The 18,680-nt window shown below is 36.0% G+C and carries 17 protein-coding genes; 16 read left to right on the top strand and 1 reads right to left on the bottom strand.

Features of this window, described 5'->3' with window-relative positions:
- Positions 1–62: 62 nt before the first annotated feature.
- Positions 63–620 carry a cupin domain-containing protein gene (locus GMD78_RS11225; protein WP_425495054.1) on the top strand — a complete coding sequence of 186 codons (558 nt, stop codon included), beginning with the start codon at positions 63–65 and terminating at the stop codon, positions 618–620.
- A 72-nt stretch (positions 621–692) separates the two neighbouring features.
- Here GMD78_RS11225 and GMD78_RS11220 read toward each other — a convergent pair whose 3' ends face one another.
- Positions 693–1,391: an RluA family pseudouridine synthase gene (locus GMD78_RS11220; RefSeq protein ID WP_246187634.1), complete on the bottom strand. Its 699-nt coding sequence runs from the start codon at positions 1,389–1,391 to the stop codon at positions 693–695.
- Between the two features lie 481 nt (positions 1,392–1,872).
- On the opposite strand from GMD78_RS11220, the gene GMD78_RS11215 reads away from it, so the two are divergent.
- The 15 genes from GMD78_RS11215 to GMD78_RS11155 all read left to right on the top strand — a co-directional run bounded on the left by GMD78_RS11215 (position 1,873) and on the right by GMD78_RS11155 (position 18,640).
- Entirely contained in the window at positions 1,873–2,031 is a 159-nt protein-coding gene (locus tag GMD78_RS11215) for a hypothetical protein (protein WP_155668917.1), read from the top strand.
- Positions 2,032–2,151: 120 nt separating this feature from the next.
- Positions 2,152–3,084: a hypothetical protein gene (locus GMD78_RS11210; protein ID WP_196493784.1), complete on the top strand. Its 933-nt coding sequence runs from the start codon at positions 2,152–2,154 to the stop codon at positions 3,082–3,084.
- A 209-nt stretch (positions 3,085–3,293) separates the two neighbouring features.
- Complete coding sequence (locus tag GMD78_RS11205; protein WP_155668915.1) at positions 3,294–6,503, top strand: DEAD/DEAH box helicase; 3,210 nt, start codon at positions 3,294–3,296, stop codon at positions 6,501–6,503.
- A 232-nt stretch (positions 6,504–6,735) separates the two neighbouring features.
- Complete coding sequence (locus GMD78_RS21965; protein ID WP_142301762.1) at positions 6,736–6,780, top strand: erythromycin resistance leader peptide; 45 nt, start codon at positions 6,736–6,738, stop codon at positions 6,778–6,780.
- A 348-nt stretch (positions 6,781–7,128) separates the two neighbouring features.
- Entirely contained in the window at positions 7,129–8,586 is a 1,458-nt protein-coding gene (locus tag GMD78_RS11195; protein WP_155668914.1) for an Msr family ABC-F type ribosomal protection protein, read from the top strand.
- 173 nt (positions 8,587–8,759) lie between these two features.
- Positions 8,760–10,961, top strand: a complete 2,202-nt coding sequence (locus tag GMD78_RS11190; RefSeq protein WP_155668913.1) for a YhgE/Pip domain-containing protein — start codon at positions 8,760–8,762, stop codon at positions 10,959–10,961.
- Between the two features lie 305 nt (positions 10,962–11,266).
- The gene (locus GMD78_RS11185) at positions 11,267–11,530 is read left to right on the top strand and encodes a CD3324 family protein (protein WP_155668912.1); all 264 of its coding nucleotides are present in this window, start codon (positions 11,267–11,269) and stop codon (positions 11,528–11,530) included.
- Between the two features lie 235 nt (positions 11,531–11,765).
- Complete coding sequence (locus GMD78_RS11180) at positions 11,766–12,407, top strand: FusB/FusC family EF-G-binding protein (RefSeq protein ID WP_155668911.1); 642 nt, start codon at positions 11,766–11,768, stop codon at positions 12,405–12,407.
- A gap of 94 nt (positions 12,408–12,501) precedes the next feature.
- Positions 12,502–13,590 carry a mechanosensitive ion channel family protein gene (locus tag GMD78_RS11175; protein WP_155668910.1) on the top strand — a complete coding sequence of 363 codons (1,089 nt, stop codon included), beginning with the start codon at positions 12,502–12,504 and terminating at the stop codon, positions 13,588–13,590.
- A 78-nt stretch (positions 13,591–13,668) separates the two neighbouring features.
- Positions 13,669–13,833, top strand: a complete 165-nt coding sequence (locus GMD78_RS21355; RefSeq protein WP_196493783.1) for a hypothetical protein — start codon at positions 13,669–13,671, stop codon at positions 13,831–13,833.
- A 34-nt stretch (positions 13,834–13,867) separates the two neighbouring features.
- The gene (locus GMD78_RS21595; RefSeq protein ID WP_246187633.1) at positions 13,868–14,002 is read left to right on the top strand and encodes a DUF6254 family protein; all 135 of its coding nucleotides are present in this window, start codon (positions 13,868–13,870) and stop codon (positions 14,000–14,002) included.
- 238 nt (positions 14,003–14,240) lie between these two features.
- Positions 14,241–14,948 carry a response regulator transcription factor gene (locus tag GMD78_RS11170; RefSeq protein ID WP_155668909.1) on the top strand — a complete coding sequence of 236 codons (708 nt, stop codon included), beginning with the start codon at positions 14,241–14,243 and terminating at the stop codon, positions 14,946–14,948.
- Complete coding sequence (locus tag GMD78_RS11165) at positions 14,945–15,946, top strand: sensor histidine kinase (RefSeq protein WP_155668908.1); 1,002 nt, start codon at positions 14,945–14,947, stop codon at positions 15,944–15,946. The genes GMD78_RS11170 and GMD78_RS11165 overlap by 4 nt, the downstream gene beginning before the upstream one ends.
- An 86-nt stretch (positions 15,947–16,032) precedes the next feature.
- Entirely contained in the window at positions 16,033–16,797 is a 765-nt protein-coding gene (locus GMD78_RS11160; protein WP_155668907.1) for an ABC transporter ATP-binding protein, read from the top strand.
- Positions 16,772–18,640, top strand: a complete 1,869-nt coding sequence (locus GMD78_RS11155) for an ABC transporter permease (protein ID WP_155668906.1) — start codon at positions 16,772–16,774, stop codon at positions 18,638–18,640. The genes GMD78_RS11160 and GMD78_RS11155 overlap by 26 nt, the downstream gene beginning before the upstream one ends.
- The last annotated feature ends 40 nt before the right edge of the window (positions 18,641–18,680 follow it).

The following is an 18,680-nucleotide window of genomic DNA, read 5'->3' as shown; positions in this document are numbered from 1 at the left end:
ACATTCACTCACTAACCTGCATAGGATAATTTGAATAATCTGTAAAGGGGAATATGAATAAAGTGTACAATTATCCGTATATGCATGCCTATCCACCGATTGTTTATGTACCAGTTGTTAATGATCATAGACACCCCACGTATTGGACGATTCCGAGTGAGGTAGAACATGTCAACCAGTTTGGGTATCTACGCGCTAATAATCCAAGTCATCTTAACCTAAAGGATTATGGAACCAATCCTTATGTTGTAAATATAGAGGAGGCAACGATTCAAAATAATACATTTCGTACAGCCCTATGGACAGGAGATGATCTGCAGGTTACCTTAATGAGCATTGACGTTGGAGATTCTATTGGTTTAGAAATACATCCTCAGGTAGATCAATTTTTGCGTATTGAACAAGGGGAAGGAATTGTTCGAATGGGAGATAGAAAAGAGAATTTGCCTTTTGAACAGAGAGTCCTTGATAATGATGCCATCATGGTACCTAAAGGGACGTGGCATAATGTTATAAATACAGGAAATACACCACTTAAACTTTACTCGATCTACGCTCCGCCTGAACATCCTTTTGGTACGGTTCATCAAACAAAAGCAGACGCGATGGCTGAAGAATAAATTCATATAAAGATTTAAAGCTGTCTTTTTTTATTGAAATAGGAATGCAAAAAGCATTCCTTTTGAGCTCTTCTAATAATCGCTGGGACAAGGGACCTGACCCCAAAGGTTCCAAGGGAATGTGTTGGGTGGTTGGGATTTGATTTTTATTGTTTCATTTTTGGTTGGATGATCAACGGCAAGTGTTTGTGACCATAGTGCAATTTGTTGTCCGGCTTGATTACTTTTCTTTCCATATTTTTGATCACCGTAAAGAGGCCAATTACGAGAGGAAAGCTGTACGCGTATTTGATGTGGTTTACCAGTATGAAGATTGATGGAAAGTAAACTTAGGTCATTTTTTTCACCAATTACTTCATATTCAAGGACTGCTTTTTTAGCTTTATTAGCATTAGGATGAACCGTATATACCATATTTCTTCGTTTATCTTTTACCAGGTGATCCTCTAATACATCATGATTTTTAGCTGGTCTCCCCCTTACAACTGCTAAATACTTTTTATCAACTGCTTTTCTTCGCATTGCATTAGACAAACGGGAGGCTGCTTTAGATGTTTTGGAAAACACCATCACACCACCGACGGGGCGATCTAACCGGTGTACAAGGGCAAGATAAGCTTTACCAGGTTTTTGATAGCGATATTTAATATCTTCTTTTAGAAATGAAAGTAAATCTTGATCCTTTGATCGATCTTCTTGAACAGGTACATTGACTGGTTTTTCTACAAATAACAAATGGTTATCTTCATAAAGAATAGGGACATTCTTCAATTCCAAAACTCCTTTAAAACATACTCTATAAAAATGGTAACAGTCGATCATGGGGGAATCAAGGGTAGATTTTGGAATAGGAAAATATCTATTTAATAACCGTTACTATACGATAGAGCTTGGCATACGTAAGTATTTATGGCGAATGTTTAGTTGCCAACAAAAAAAGAGTAACAAAATGTTACTCACAGAAGCTAGGTTTATTTTTCTGTTTATCCCTATACATGTTTAAATCTGCTGCATTATATAGATTATCAAAATAAAATCCTGGCCATCAGCTGGGCAAGATGCTGTGCCAACAGAGATAGAGACGTAAAACAGCAAACGCTCTGGAAGTATTTAAAAGTAATTGAGGGTCAGGTCCCTTGTCCCAGCCTCTAATAGACAAGAATTAGCTTGCCTTATTATTTTTCCCCCCTATTAGCCCACACATATTTCCTGATTTTATCCTTATAATAAACAGCGAGAAGGAGGGAAATACATGCCAAATCATACGAATAATAGAAATACCGATCAAAAGAAAAAACAGAAATCAATTAATCAAGACGCTGAGTTTTCCAACGAATTTGATACTTCAGAATCTAAAAGATTAGATGAAGAAAAAGGGAGACAAATTAGGGCTGACCTATGGAAGTTTTAATCCGGAGCATGGAATATATGGAAGGACTAGACATCTATTGCATTGTCTAGTCCTTTATTAATAATTAAATTCTAATATGATAAAATGTTAGTTACAGGAATTATTTTAAAGAGTTAGAGGGTGAAAATAATTAATCGTAAAAACTACATAAAGAATTTTATGATCTTTGTATCTATGACATTAGGCATTAGTTTAATAGTAAATGTTACATTATTATTTAAAATAAATGATATTGAGAATCAAGTAAATGACATCTTTCACATGCAACACACCATTAATGGTAATGTAAACAATCAATCTAGTAATATACAAAATGTAGTGAATGACTTCAAAGAGGAGCAGAGATTGATAAGTAGGGCAATTATGGAAATAAATACAAATGACTCAACAGGGGGGACAGTGGAAGGTTCCTTTGAATGGCAAGTGAAAGAGCTTCATAGCGATTCGGAAGTACTTTTCCATTATACGTATGGAGAACGAGAAGATTACACAGCTATACCAGCGGATGAAATTGAACAGGGGCTATTTCAAGTAACTATCCCACTGGAGATTGATCTAGTGCCACAATGGGAAGTTGCTTTAATACGACATAGTGCACATGCCCATGAAGAAATAAGCATACAAGAGATGGAAGCAAGAAAAGCAGAGGAACAAGAGACACTTAAATATTATGTAACTGTTTCACATGAGGATACGATTCATAGTGGAGAAGTCCAAACCGAATACCTAGGGGCATTTGGAGCGAATTATTATGGAACCATACAAACTGATCTCGATATGGATGATGAAGACATTGACGTGCATTTGGTCCATCATAATATGGGAGATTTGTCTCTGATAGTAGAAGAAGCTTATCTTTTAATGTATGAGGAAGATACATTAATTGGCGAAGAAGAAATAGAATTGCAGAATAAAAACAGTTCAGATGCCATGACTCGATTTTTTCATTTGAAAAAGGTTGAACCATTTGAAAGTATGCGCCTCGTCATTAAAGTAGTCTATAGTAATGGGGAAACATTTGAGGATGAAGTTTATCATTATAATGAAGGCTAATATAGGCTCTACACCTAGCATTAGCCTTTTCTTTTTACCGGATAAGAAAGCTTTTCTACCCTAAGTGCACTATACTTTCTGTACTTTAGACCGTTTCCTTTAGATTTCCTCACTGTCAGTAGTGATCGGTGACTAGATAGTTTTTTAGGTTCGTGATAAATTTATAGAAGAAGATTTAAGCTCGGTCTTGCTAATGAGGAGATGACTTCATGGATATCACATTAAATCAAAAATACATCAAAGATCGATGTGGGGCTGTCTCCTTTAAAAGAGGAGATGCCTTTTATCGTAATGGGAAGGTACTTGTCGAAGAGGTAACGATCGATTCTATTCAAGCTACAGTTAAAGGTATCGAGGATTTTCATGTCCACCTCGAAAAACAAAGAAATGGATTCAAAGCGAATTGCAGTTGCCCATCGTTGTCTTCTTTCAAGAAAGATTGCCAACATATTGCTGCCGTGTTAATCGCGCTGTATCATCAACAAAAAGAAAAGAAACAACATAGAAAAGAACAGATACTCGCTGACCAAACAGAGGGTCAACTTTCTGAAGGATTGTTACATTTATTTGAGTCGAAACCAACTCCTGTAAGTGGACAACAGCTCCATTTTGAAAATAGAAAGGTCCTCGATATGGCTATTTTCTGTAAAGTCGTTGCTATTGATAACGGGGATTATATGTTTGGTGTTGAACTGTCCATAGCATCACAGCGAATAGCTGATATACGGGAATTTCTTGAACATGTAAGGGAAGGTAGAAAATATGGTATCTCTAAAGAATTGACTTACGATCCCATTGAACATTGCTTTGAAAAAGTGGACGATACAGTTATTCATCAGCTAATGCTTATCGTAGAAGATGAAAAAATATATCGTCGTGCAATCCTTTCTGTTCCCAACCGCCAATATAACAAAGCTATGGTTCTCGTTCCAGCTTCTTCCTGGAAGAGATTAGCACCCTTATTGGTACATGCCTCAAAAGTGACTCTACAATATGGGGAGAGGAATATCCGTGACTTCCATATGTCGGAGGATCCTTTACCATTAACATTTGTATTTACGGGAAACAAAGGTAGTGGATATAAGCTTGTCATTGACGGTTTCAATCAAATGGTAGTTTTAAAGCAATATGACACCGTCCTCTTTGAAGGGAAAATTGTAGCGGTAACAAGAGAAGAATCAGAGCGTTTATTTGAATTAAAAAGAATAGTAGAGCATTCTGGTACGAATGAAATTCCCATACCAGGTCATCAATTAAAATACTACATGGAACAGCTTTTACCCGCATTAAGGAAAATGGGGGAGGTTCATTTATCGGGAGAAATTACTGCCCAACTGCAAAAAACTCCACTACAGGCAAAGCTTTACTTAGATCGGGTTAAAAATCGTTTGCTTGCTGGAGTAGAATTTCATTATGAAAATGTGGTCATTAATCCACTGGATAACAGACAACCTCAGTTGGGATCGATGATTATAAGAGATACGGTAAAGGAGGAAGAAGTTCTTCAGTTGATGGAGGAGAGTCAGTTCAATCAAACAGAAAGTGGCTACTTCCTACAAAATGAAGAATTAGAGTATAACTTTTTATACCATGAACTGCCTAAGTTACAAAAATTAGTGCAAGTGTATGCTACTACTGCAGTTCGTGCACGAATTATTCCCAAAAGTACCATACCGATGATTAAAGTAAAGCATAAAAAGGAACGGACCAATTGGCTTGATTTTACGTTTGAAATGGACGGTATTCCAGAACAAGAGATTAAAGAAGTATTAGCTGCACTGGAGGAAAAGCGAAAATATTACCGATTACGAGACGGTGCATTACTATCCTTAGAAACTAGAGAAATGCAAGAGATTCAACGCTTCTTGCATGCTGCACCTGTTCAGGATGATGAATGGGAAAAGCAATTTGAAGTACCTGTTGTGGAGGGGCTGAGGTTACTAAATACGATGGAGGATAGTAATACCGTTTCATTAGAAACATCTTTCCGTGAGTTTTTAGCAACTATTAACCATCCTGATCAATTACAATTTGAGGTTCCAGCACCATTAGATGGTGTTTTACGAAATTATCAAAAGCTTGGTTATAAATGGATGAAATCCCTTGCAAGTTATGGATTTGGAGGAATTCTTGCAGACGACATGGGACTTGGAAAGACGGTACAAAGTATCGCATTTATATTATCCGAGCTCCCATCTATTCGTGAAAGCAAGCAGCCAGCATTGATTGTCTGTCCTTCGTCGGTTACGTATAACTGGCAAAGTGAAATTATGAAATTTGCACCAGAAATTCAGACGATTATCATCGATGGTAACAAGGCAGATCGAGTAATGCTTCAAAGCGAGACGAATGATATAGACGTGTTCATTACAAGCTATCCATTGCTGCGTAGTGATCTTAAATGGTATGAAAATCAAGAGTTTCACGTCATATTTTTTGATGAGGCACAAGTATTTAAAAATCCATTAACTCAAACCGCTCGTGGAGTGAAAAAACTCAAGGCAAATCATCGGTTTGCCTTAACAGGTACACCGATGGAAAATGCATTGGAGGAGCTGTGGTCCATTTTTCATGTTGTATTTCCTGAACTATTCTTAGGGTTAAAAGAGTATAGTAACTTAACGAAAAAACAAATCTCACGAAGGATTCGTCCATTTATGCTACGTAGGGTGAAAGAGGATGTGTTGAGGGAGTTGCCTGAGAAGCATGAAGCAATTGAATCTAGTGAAATGCATCCAGAGCAGAAGAAATTATATGCTAGTTATTTGGCAAAGCTGAGACATGATACATTAAAACATCTAGATAAAGAAACGATACGAAAAAATCGAATTAAAATCCTGGCTGGTTTAACACGCCTACGTCAAATTTGTTGTCATCCAAGACTATTTGTAGATGATTATGAGGGAAGTTCTGCAAAATTTGAACAACTGAAGCAAATTATCGATGAATCTAAGCAATCCGGCCGTAGAGTATTGATTTTTTCACAATTTACAAAGATGTTAAACTTAATTGGTCAAGAATTAGCTTTTCAAGGAATTCCTTATTTCTATTTGGATGGGCAGATACCATCAGAGGAAAGAGTAGACTTATGTAATCGATATAATAATGGCGAACATGATATCTTTCTCATTTCCTTAAAAGCAGGTGGGACAGGACTTAATCTAACGGGTGCGGATACTGTAATCTTTTATGATAGTTGGTGGAATCCTGCTGTTGAGGAACAAGCTGCCGACCGTGCCCATCGTATAGGTCAGAAGCAAACTGTTCAGGTGATTAAGTTGGTTGCCAAAGGGACAATCGAAGAAAAAATGAATGAACTCCAGAATAAAAAACGACACTTAATAGAAGAAATAATCGACCCCAATGATGAACAACTCGAAACCCTAACCGAAGAAGACATCCAAGAATTGTTGGGGTAGGGTCAGGTCCCTTGTCCCATTGAGATATTGGGACGGAGGGTCAGGTCCACCGTCCCATCAGGTCCACTGTCCCATCTCACGGACAAAACACTCACAAAAAGTGGTCAAAGAGTCCATGAGAAGTGCTGTCACCAACGCACTAGCTGTAATCATAAATCTCATTTTGACTTTTTCCAATTCAGAAGATATAATATCCTTGTAAATAAAAACGATTAAGGAGGATATTAGAAAGGTGACACATGCAATGAGACTACGATTCCCAACTTTGAACCAGTAATTTTATACGTTCAAAGACTCTGTTTTTGTGTATACAGAGTAAGTGGGACTAGTCTGCCCTTTTTTAATATTCTTCTATTCAATACAATGCTGTAAGTTGAAGAAAGGCGGATTTCTCTGTCTTTCTTTTTATTTTGCTATATTGACTACTAATGAGAGATGAAGACAGGACTTTTCCCTCTTACTTACCAGAAAATCACAAGCAGATTGCTTGTGATTTTTATGTTTAGGGAGGGATTCATATGATGATGTTACTTTTCTATTGATACGAGTTAAGTATGTGTTCAACTAACTTGTATCGATCCTAGCTATCGATACGAAATCAATCAATTTTTCGGAGGTAGCGAATATGGAACAAATTTGTTTTGAATTAGAAAATGTTGAAGTAAGTTATTTAGATAAGGAAATAGTAAAGATTGACCGATTAGCCATCCATCAATTTGACCGTATTGGAATTGTTGGAAAAAATGGTGCGGGAAAAAGTACGTTGTTAAAATTACTTGCTGGGACGATCCAGCCTACCAATGGCGTCGTGAATCGTCATGTAGCATGTGGTTATTTAGAACAACTCGAAGCTCCGACTGAAAAAGAAGCGGACCCCTCGTTACTTGGAAAACTAGCTGTACCAAAAGATTCTGAGGATTTAAGTGGAGGAGAGCAAACGAGATTAAAGCTTGCCCAATTGTTTAGCGATTATCATGAAGCATTATTAATCGATGAGCCAACCACACATCTTGATCAAGAGGGAATCTCGTTTTTATTGGATGAATTGCGGTATTACTATGGAGCGCTCGTTTTAATTAGTCACGACCGTGCTGTTTTAGATGAACTTGTCACCACAATCTGGGAAATTCAAGATGGTAAGGTAAACGTATATTCTGGAAATTACAATGACTACGTTGAACAGAAACAGCTTGAGCGTGAACAACAAAAGCAAGCACACGAGCAATATATTAAAGAAAAGAGTAGGCTGGAGAGAGCAGCACAAGAAAAAATGAAAAAAGCTGAAAAAATTGCTCAGAGCGGAAATATGTCTAAAAAGGAATCGAAGGCAAAAGCAAATCGAATCATTGAGACAAAGTCGAAAGGAACTAGTCAAAAGGCGGTTCATAAAGCTGCAAAATCGATTGAGCAAAGGATGGAAAAGCTTCAGGAAGTGGAGGCGGTGCAAGCGGAAAGACAAATTGTGTTCCGTCAAACAAAAGCATTGGAATTGTATAATAAGTTTCCGATTATGGCAGACCGTCTTACCCTTCAAATTGAAAATAACGTGTTATTAAAGGAAGTAAGTTTTCAATTCCCTCTCGGCAAAACAATAGCGATTACCGGTGTCAATGGAAGTGGTAAAAGCACTTTGCTACGTCATATTTCAAATCATGGAGCGGACTTAACGCTTTCACCAAAAGCGAGAATTGGCTATTTTCATCAAATAAGTTATCAATTTCCGAAGGACGAAACCGTACTTCAGTTTGTAAAAAAACGCTTCGACTATGAGGAGGGCTTTTTAAGAAGTGTATTAAGTCAGATGCAGTTTGTAGGAACGGATCTTATGAAAAGTGTGAAGACTTTAAGTGGTGGGGAAGCGATTCGTCTACAGCTTTGCCAGCTGTTCTTAGGAGAATACAACATCCTGTTATTAGATGAACCAACCAATTTCTTAGATATTCACGCTATTGAAGGCTTAGAGAAATTTATTGCAGGATATAAAGGAACTATTGTATTGGTTTCCCATGATCAAACATTTATTAAGAATGTAGCCGACCTACAGTGGCATATTACAGAGAAAGCATTACAGCAAAAAATATAGATTGGATTTCGTACCCTCTATGGTGAAGAATAGAGGGTACGAATTTATTTGATAGAAAAACGCAGTTTTCCATTTCTATCATATTAAAGAGTTAAAAATTGTAAACATATGTGGTCATTGCTATAATTATATCCATTATTTCAACGATAGATTAACATAAGAGGAAGATAGGTATGAAAGCTAGTTGGAACATATTTTTAAACGACCTGAAAAACATTGGTACCAATTGGGTGGCGGCAATTTTAATTGGTGGATTAATTTTATTACCATCTCTTTATGCATGGTTTAATATTGAGGCATCATGGGATCCGTATGGTCAAACCGATCAAATTCCGATTGGGATTGTAAATGAAGACAAGGGTGCGATCGTACGAGAGGAAGAAATTCATGTAGGGGACGAACTGGTTGATTCATTAAAAGAGAATCAATCGATGGATTGGCAATTTGTCGATCGTGAATTAGCCATGGATAAATTAGAGTATGGTGATTATTTTGCGGTCATTATTATCCCAGAGAATTTTTCCGAGAGGTTAGGTACTGTAGTCAGTGGGAATCCAGAGAAAGCGAATGTGGAGTATTATGTAAATGAAAAAATAAATGCTATTGCACCTAAAATTACACAAAAGGGTGCAACGGTAATTGTAGAACAAATTAGTAGTAATTTTATCTCGACTGTTAATGGGATCATTTTTGAAGTGTTTAATGATTTAGGAATTGAGTTAGAGGAAAATTTACCTGATATTGAACGATTTGAAGAATATATATTTACATTGGAAGAAAATCTCCCAGAAATCTATGAATTGTTAAATGAAACGATCACAGATGCTGACCGTGCTGGAGAAATAATTGATCAAGCACAGGGGTTGATTCCGCAAGTTGAGGATGCTACAACAAGTGGGTTGCAAACCATTGACGATACAACTGATTTTCTGCAAACGGCAGAAGATCGATTAAATGAAATGGCGCCGAAGATAGACGAGGAATTAGCAAATATACAGCGTATGGTCATGGAAACGAATGAGTTTGTGAGTAATATAGACTCTACTACGATTGATTTAACAGAAGGAAATCCATTAAGTGAGACATTGCCAGAACAAATAGATACTATGTTGAAATCGATCGATACCATAGAAGAGGCGCTCATCCAGCTTCAACAGCAAAACGATAAAAACAATGAATCAACGGATGAACAAACCGAAGAACAAGATAGCTCAAATAATCAAGAAACAATAGACCAGGCATTAAATGAATTAGAAAATATGGAGCAAAGTCTTCGTGAATTGCAGGAACAATTAAGTGCGATGGAATCTTTTCTTACTGATAAGCAAGCGGAAGTCGATGAAACCTTTGCGATGATAAAAGATCGTACAGCTAAGGCAAATGAACGTGTTGATGAATTTGTAAAAGAGTATAAGGAAACGATAGAACCTACTGTAAAAGAAGAAGTGTCTAAGGCTAAAGAAACCTTAGCTAACGCAAGAGATATACTGGTTACGATACAATCAACCATTCCTGAAATAAAGAATATGCTGAACCGGACGGATGAAAATTTATCAGAAGGGAAAGACATCCTTGATTATGTGAGTGGTGAATTTCCATATGTCCAAGATAAGGTTAATGAGCTTGCTGATCGGATTCGAACTGTTCAAGACGATACTGATCTAAATGAATTGATTCAACTTCTGCAAAATGATCCAGAAGCAGAACGGGGCTTTTTCGCTGAACCAGTTGTTTTAAACGAAAATAAACTATTCCCTATTCCTAATTATGGAACGGGTATGACTCCATTTTATACAGTGTTAGCCATTTGGGTAGGAGGATTGCTATTAATTTCATTACTATCAACCGATATCCATCATAAGGAAAACTACACTGGAAGACAAATCTATTTTGGTAGATTGTTTACCTTTATAAGTATTGGCTTCTTACAAACGATAATTGTAACCGTAGGGAATATCTTTTTGCTTCAAGTTGATATTAGTCATCTATTTTGGTTTATTCTCTTCGGGCTACTATGTAGTGCGGTATTTATTATGATTGTGTACACGTTGGTATCTGTTTTTGGTGATGTAGGGAAGGCGCTTGCGATCATCTTACTTGTATTACAAATCGCTGGTTCAGGTGGAACGTATCCAGTTGTACTATTGCCGAAATTTTTCCAAGTTATCAATCCTTTCTTACCGTTTACGTATGCGATTGATTTGATGCGAGAAGCAGTTGGAGGGATCGTGTGGGAGAGAGTAGTTCATGATGTCATATTCCTCATGATTTTTGGTTTATTGGCACTTATTGTAGGAGGATTTTTAAAAGAAACCATTAATAAACAGACAGATAAGTTAAAGAATAAATCCAAGGAATCAGGGATTTTTCATTAGAAATGTGGAAGATCATAAACACTCATGAATGGTAATGAATAACATTTGTGAGTGTTTATTAATTGGAGATGCAAATACCAAACACCTGCTTTATAATAGGAATAACAAGTAAGTTTAGGAGTGATAGAAATGGCAATAAACTTGCCTCTTATTGTAATTACTCATGCAAAGCCTAGTATTGGATAAGGCGATACTTTGCATGAGAGATTGATCACATCATCGCCTAACATGACTTTTATCATGAACGAATAGTAGGCTTTGCACCTTATTTTTGGATGAAATGAAGAATAAGGAGCGAGCTAAGGATGAGTAATGTAAAAGCAAAAACGGTGTTACCACAAGAACTGTTAGAGGAAATTCAAAACTATGTTCAAGGTGAAACCATATACATTCCTAAACCTAAAGCAAGGTATCAAAAGTGGGGAGCGTGTTCTGGTGCAAAGAAGTCCATTGCAAAAAGGAACGCGTTAATCAAGCAGTCGTTTAGAAATGGTGTACCTATCGAACAGTTAGCAGAGGAATATTATTTATCCGTGGAAACCATCAAAAAAATTGTATATTCCAAATAATGATATATAAAAAGAGCACTGAGGATCTTGTATAGGATGTCAGTGCTTCTTTTATATTTATTAATTGATGCGATTATTGTTTGTTGTGAGCGAATCACTCCATTATTTCAGCAAATTAACCGAACCACCAGCCATTCATCGGAAGGTAAAAAATGATTACTAATCGTTTTCTACATATGAAACGGAGAGTTTTTCTTGTAAACTAAAAGAGAAATCGAATAACGGAGTGATAGAAATGAAACCTTTTATTGAAGTGTATCAATATAATTTTATAAAAATGCAAGTACAGAACCTAATCAACGGTTATGCAACTGCAAATGATGAAGATGTAAAACATGCAGTGAAATCGATGGCTGTAGAAAGAGTACTTCATTTATTCCCAAGTATGAATGAGGAACAAAAACTGCTATTGCAGCCAATCGAAACAATTAATGGTGATAAAGAAAAAGGGGAGGCCTATTTAACGCAATTAATATCATATGTTGTTCCCTTTAACATAACTGAACAGTCGATTAAAAAGTTGTTCCCAAAAGTTAAAAAGCTAAAGGCACCTGCATTAGACAAAATAGACTTACGTGAGCTATCCTATCTAAGCTGGATCGATCTAAATACGAATAAAAAGTTTATTGTTACTAGAAAAGATAATAAATTAGTCGGTTTACAAGGCTCCTTTCAGCTAGCAAATCAAAAAGGGATTTGTGCCATTTGCAATCATCATGAAGAGGTGGGCTTATTCCTTGCTAAAGAAAAAGGAAACGTACAAGGTACATTTACGAAAAGAGGAAATTACATTTGTGTAGATAGTGAGAAATGTAACCAGAACATAACGTCACTGGATAAATTACATGGACTCGTTGAACGGTTAACAAGTAGATAACGAAGAGATTCCTGTCCCATTCCTTTAAGTCATAATAAGCTCGTGAACAGAATATGATGATGTACAGGCTATAATTATGGAGGTAGCGTTTAGGATGTCTTGGGAAGCATTGATTTCATATGAGCATTTGTGGGACATAGGGATTTCATTACTAATTTTAGTATTGTTCTTCTTTTTGAGAAAGTATATAACGAAATATGTATTTATGTTCTTGTTAAAGATTGGTGGAGGAAAGTTAAATGGTTTGTTTCAGCAGTTGCGTTCTTCTTTCTCCTTACCAATTCAAGGACTCATTTTAATTGCCGGTGTATATATTTCAACTGGCTTTTTTCCATATTTGGAACAGTCCAACCCCCTTTTTATTCATATTCTTAAGTCGAGCGTAATAGTTATGATTAGCTGGGGGTTATTTCATCTTTCGTCGTCTTCATCAGCTCTTTTTATAAAGATGAATGAAAAGTACCATATGAATATTGATAACATACTCATTCCACTATTTTCACGGGCATTACGAATTATAATTGTTGCTATTAGTATTAGTGTAATTGCGCAGGAGTTTGGTTATGACGTGAACGGATTTGTGGCTGGTTTAGGAATAGGTGGACTAGCTTTCGCATTGGCAGCTAAAGATGCCCTTGCAAATATGTTTGGAGGTATAATTATCATCACCGAAAAGCCATTTACAATTGGGGATTGGGTGAAAACGCCTAGTGTGGAAGGAACAGTTGAAGACATTTCATTTCGAAGCACCAAGGTCAGAACGTTTGCCCAAGCACTGGTAACGGTTCCCAATGCGACACTTTCCAATGAACCAATTACTAATTGGAGTAAAATGGGTAAAAGGCAAATTACTTTTAATTTAAGGCTGACCTATGATACTTCAAGAGAAAAGATAGAAACAATCATTAGACAAGTGGAATATTTATTGAAGAATCACCCAGAAATCCATCCAGAAACAATTTTTGTGAACTTTAATGAATATAAAGATAATGGGATAGAAATCTTCTTATACTTTTTCACTAAAACAACAGATTGGGGAAAATATCTAAAAATAAAAGAGGAAATCAACCTTCAAATATACGACTTAATAGAAAACGAAAACGTATCAATCGCCTTACCAACACGAAAGATTTTACTGGAAGAAGAATCGGTGCAACATGGGGTCAGGTCCCTTGTCCCTTGAAAAGGACAAGGGACCTGACCCCTATTGCATATTTCCCTCTCCTCTTCTCATAATAAATGGCAAGAAGGAGGGAAAAGCATGGCAAAAAGAACAAAGAAAAACGATCCTCAACAAAAAAACAAGCAAGGATTTGATTCTAGTAAGCGTGACACTGAGTTTGCAAAAGAATTTGGTAGTGCAAAGGCAAATAAGGAGCATAAGGAAAAAGCAAAACAAGCTAGAGCAGATCATTGGGATATATAACTCAACCGTAAAATTTAAAGGAGTAGAAATGATTATGACCCACTCAAAAGGACAAAAAGAACGAAATTGGCGAGCACGGAAGAATGCCAAAAATCCACATGGAAAAGTAAAGTCATTTGAGCAATTAGCAGAAGAATCGGGAAAAGACGAAAATAAGTATCATCAGTAAAGAGTATTACTTGAATTACGCCTCCAAAGATTAGAGCAATCTAATTTTTGGAGGTGCTTTTGATTTACCTAAGACTATATATGGAGCTAGTATGAAAATAAAATTACCTACCTTAAAGAATTTTCAGATACCAATATTCAAGCTCATGTACAAAAAGTTAACGCACTTTCCAATGAATCCATATTTTGTATCACCTATAATTATATGGAATAATAAGTTTAAAAAGGAGTGGGGGAGTATGCAAAAAATAATGATCATAGAAGACGATCCTAAAATTGCGGAGCATTTAGGATCTTATATTAGTAAATATGGCTATGAGGTTGTTCAATTGCTTGAATTTAATCATGTAATGGATGAATTTATTAAACATAAGCCAGCACTCGTTCTCCTTGATATTAATTTACCAAGTTATGACGGTTATTATTGGTGTAGACAAATACGAAAGGAATCGATTTGTCCAGTAATTTTTATATCCGCACGGGTTGGAGAAATGGATCAGGTTATGGCTTTAGAAAATGGTGGAGATGACTTTATCACAAAACCTTTCCATATTGAAGTAGTCATGGCTAAAATAAGGAGTCACCTTCGACGTGCCTATGGGGAATACGCCATAAAAACTGAAGAGCGTATCATAGACTTAGCGGGTCTTATATTTTATCCGGAAAGACTTGAATTAGCTTATCGATCGAAAACGATCACTTTATCTAAAAAGGAAGCGGATATTATTGAAATATTAATGGAGCGATATCCACGGGTAACTGGTCGTGAGGACTTGCTGGAAAAACTGTGGGATGAACAAGCTTATGTTGATGAAAATACACTGAATGTAAACATTACTAGAACTCGGAAAAAGTTCCAAGATCTAGATATCGAAAATGCTATAGAGACTGTGAGGGGAGCGGGTTATCGTTTACATATAACGTGGGTAGAGGTTGTTGAGGAATGAAGTTATTTTTTAAAGAAAATACGCTATTAATTTGTACTCAAGCACTACAATTTTTTATTATTATGTCTATTTATTGGCTAGATGGATATCAGAACGTCCGACCGGCACTGTATGCTGTTTTCTTGGGATTCTTTTTATTAGGATGTTACCTGTTCTACCATTACATTAGTCGTAGAAAATTTTATAAAAGACTGAGTGAACCACTACAAAAATTAGATGATTCCTTACAAAAAACAGAGATAGCTCCTCTTGCTATTCAACTAGATGAATTACTAAAGAATCAATATAAGCTTTATCAAACACAAATTAAAGCATTACAACAACAACAAATGGAACATTTACAATTTATCGACCAATGGGTCCATCAGATGAAAACTCCTTTATCTGTCATCGAACTGACTGCACAGGGGCTTGATGAACCGGACTCCTCAAGTATTCGTGAAGAAACGTATCGAATGAAGACAGGGTTAAATACGATTCTTTATATGGCTCGTCTACGATCTATTGAACAGGATTTACATGTCAAGCCTGTTGTTTTAGCAAAAATTATCAATGAAGTAAACGGAGAAAATAAGCGATTCTATATACGAAATAAAGTTTATCCGAAGCTAATTATCAAGAATAATGCAATAACTGTCGAAACTGATGAAAAATGGTTGTTTTTTATCCTAACCCAATTAACACATAACGCAGTAAAATATTCTGCTGAAAAAAGTAATCAAATTGTTATTAATGTGTATGAAAAGAATTCGGAAGCAATTGTGGAGGTAACCGATCATGGCGTTGGTATACCGAATTCAGATAAGAAAAGAGTATTCGATGCCTTTTTTACGGGTGAAAATGGAAGACAGTTTAGAGAGTCTACAGGAATTGGACTCTACATAACAAAAGAAGTGATCCAGCATCTAGGGCATCGTATTGAATTAGAATCGGAAGTTGGAAATGGCACAACCTTTCGAATTATTTTCACCTCTGCACAAAACCTTACAACTTTGTAAGGTGAATGAAAGAAGAATCGATCGTTAGATTTCCTAACAGGAAGTATACTATTGAGGAATAAATGATAAGTAAAGGAGATCTTGCGATGTTACAAGTCAAGCAAGTTAGTAAAGTTTATGAAGGAAAACTAGCATATAGAGCTCTTACTGACATTAATTTAACAATCGATACCGGAGAATTTGTGGGGATTATGGGTCCATCAGGAAGTGGAAAAACTACCTTACTTAATATGATTGCAACTATTGATGAGCCAACAACTGGAGAGGTCCTAATCAATGGAAATAATCCTCATCGATTAAGAAAAGATGATTTAGCAAAATTCCGTAGAAATGAGTTGGGATTTGTATTTCAAGAATTCAACCTTCTTCACACGTTAACAGTGGAAGAGAATATTGTCCTTCCACTAACATTGGATGGTACGAAGGTAAAAATAATGAAACAAAAAGCGAAGCAAATAGCTGAGAAACTTGGAATTACGGATATTATGAAAAAACATACGTATGAAATATCTGGTGGACAGGCTCAACGAGCTGCCGTTGCTCGTGCAATGATTCATTCACCCAAACTATTACTAGCGGATGAACCTACTGGAAACCTAGATTCAAAATCATCTAAGGATGTAATGGGTATGCTAGAATCCATCAATAAAAACGATCATACAACAATGATGCTAGTTACGCATGATCCACAAGCAGCTAGTTACTGTGATCGAGTCGTATTTATACGTGATGGCAAGTTCTACTCGGAAATTCACCGTGGGGATAGTCGTCAAACCTTTTTCCAAAAGATAATTGATACACTTTCATTGCTGGGGGGAGATGACCATGACTTTCCGTCAGTTCGCGTTTAAAAATGTTACTCGAAATAAACGGCTTTATGCTGCCTATTTCTTAAGTAGTATGTTTACGGTTATGGTATTTTTTACATTTGCGATATTTGCGTATCACCCTGCTTTGACTGGGGATGAGATGGATTCCTATGTGACCCAAGGCATGAACATATCAGGTGGAATCATTTATGTTTTTTCGTTTTTCTTTATTCTTTACTCTATGAGTTCATTTTTACAATCTCGTAAGAAAGAATTTGGTCTGCTCATCATTCAGGGAATGACAATCAAGCAAATTCGATTGATGGTTTTTCTTGAGAATATGTTGATTGGATTTTTTGCTACAGTAGGTGGGATTTTGCTAGGTTTAGTATTTGCTAAGGGAATATTAATGGTAGCAGAGAATGTACTTGTTATAGAAAATAAACTTAATTTTTATATTCCGATGGAGGCGATCATCCTATCTTTCGTTTCGTTTATTATTTTGTTTTTCGTCATTTCTTTATTTGTTTCATATGTGTTACGAAGTAAGAAATTGACTGAACTAATTAGAGGGGATAAACAATCTAAAGGAGAACCAAAAGCCAATATATGGTTAACGATACTTGCAGTCATTTTAATAGGTGGAGGTTATACCGTTGCTCTATTAGTTAGAGGAGTAGGTGTATTTATAGCTATGCTCCCTGTTATTATAGTCGTTAGTATTGGGACTTATTTATTTTTTACTCAGTTGAGTGTTTTTATTATTCGTCAATTAAAGAAACGAGATACTTTTTATTGGAAAAAGACCAATATGATCTTATTTTCGGATTTGTCTTTTCGAATGAAAGATAATGCACGTACCTTTTTTATGGTTGCAATGGTATCCACAGTAGCATTTAGTGCTATTGGAACACTTTATGGGTTTCAAACGTTTCTTACAGAGGGAATAAAACTTGTAAACCCTAATACATTTACGTATCAGGCAGATGATTCTAAACGGACTGAAGACATTGACTTTATAACTTCTACGATAAAAGATGAGAACATGGAAGCGGATCAAGAAGAAATGGTTCTTCGATATTACCCATTGGAAGACAAAAATGTAATCATAGCAAAGGAATCAGACTATAATCGGTTTGCAGAATTAATTGGAGATGACAAGATAGAAGTGGGAGAAGGAAATATTAGAGTCATTAAATTTGGTGATGAGGGTCTGTTGTATACGATGGATACGGACACAAGTGAAGTCATTACGTTAACATCTGGTGAGACGTTAAAAAAGAATGAAACGATTATTGAATCGAAAGCACTTCCGGCTATGTACCATTATTATGTTGTTTCGGATCGTGATTATGAAAAATTAGGGGATCCAGAGGATGAAAGATATTTTTCTGCTTGGCAGGTAACGCAAGGAAAAGAGCGGGTAATCGGTGCTGCAGAAAAAATAACGGAGAAGGTTTCACCCTATTACTTTACTTCTGTAGATTTAAATGTGTATGAAATTAATAAAGGATACGCACCAATTATGTTTGTTGGACTATTTATTGGAATTGTCTTTTTTGTTTCAGCTGGTAGCTTTTTATATTTTCGTTTATATACAGATTTGGATACGGATAAACGTAAATTTCATGCGATTTCAAAAATGGGACTCACTAGTAAGGAATTAAAGAAGGTCTTGTCTCGACAAACAGCTATTCTTTTCTTTACACCATTAATTGTTGCATTAATCCATGGAGCGATTGCATTAAATGCATTAGCAAATATGTTTAATTATAATTTAGCTAAAGAGTCGATAATTGTTTTAAGTGTATTTAGTGGAATACAAATAATTTATTATGTTATTGTGCGTTTCTTCTATACAAAACAAATTAAACAAGTCCTGTAAGACAGGAATTATCTCGTTCTTTTGTGCGGAGACTATGGCA

The organism is Ornithinibacillus caprae (assembly GCF_009728145.1).
GTDB lineage: Bacteria > Bacillota > Bacilli > Bacillales > Amphibacillaceae > Ornithinibacillus > Ornithinibacillus caprae.
Note: the sequence above shows the minus strand (reverse complement) of the source record. Positions and strands in the feature narration are given on the sequence as shown.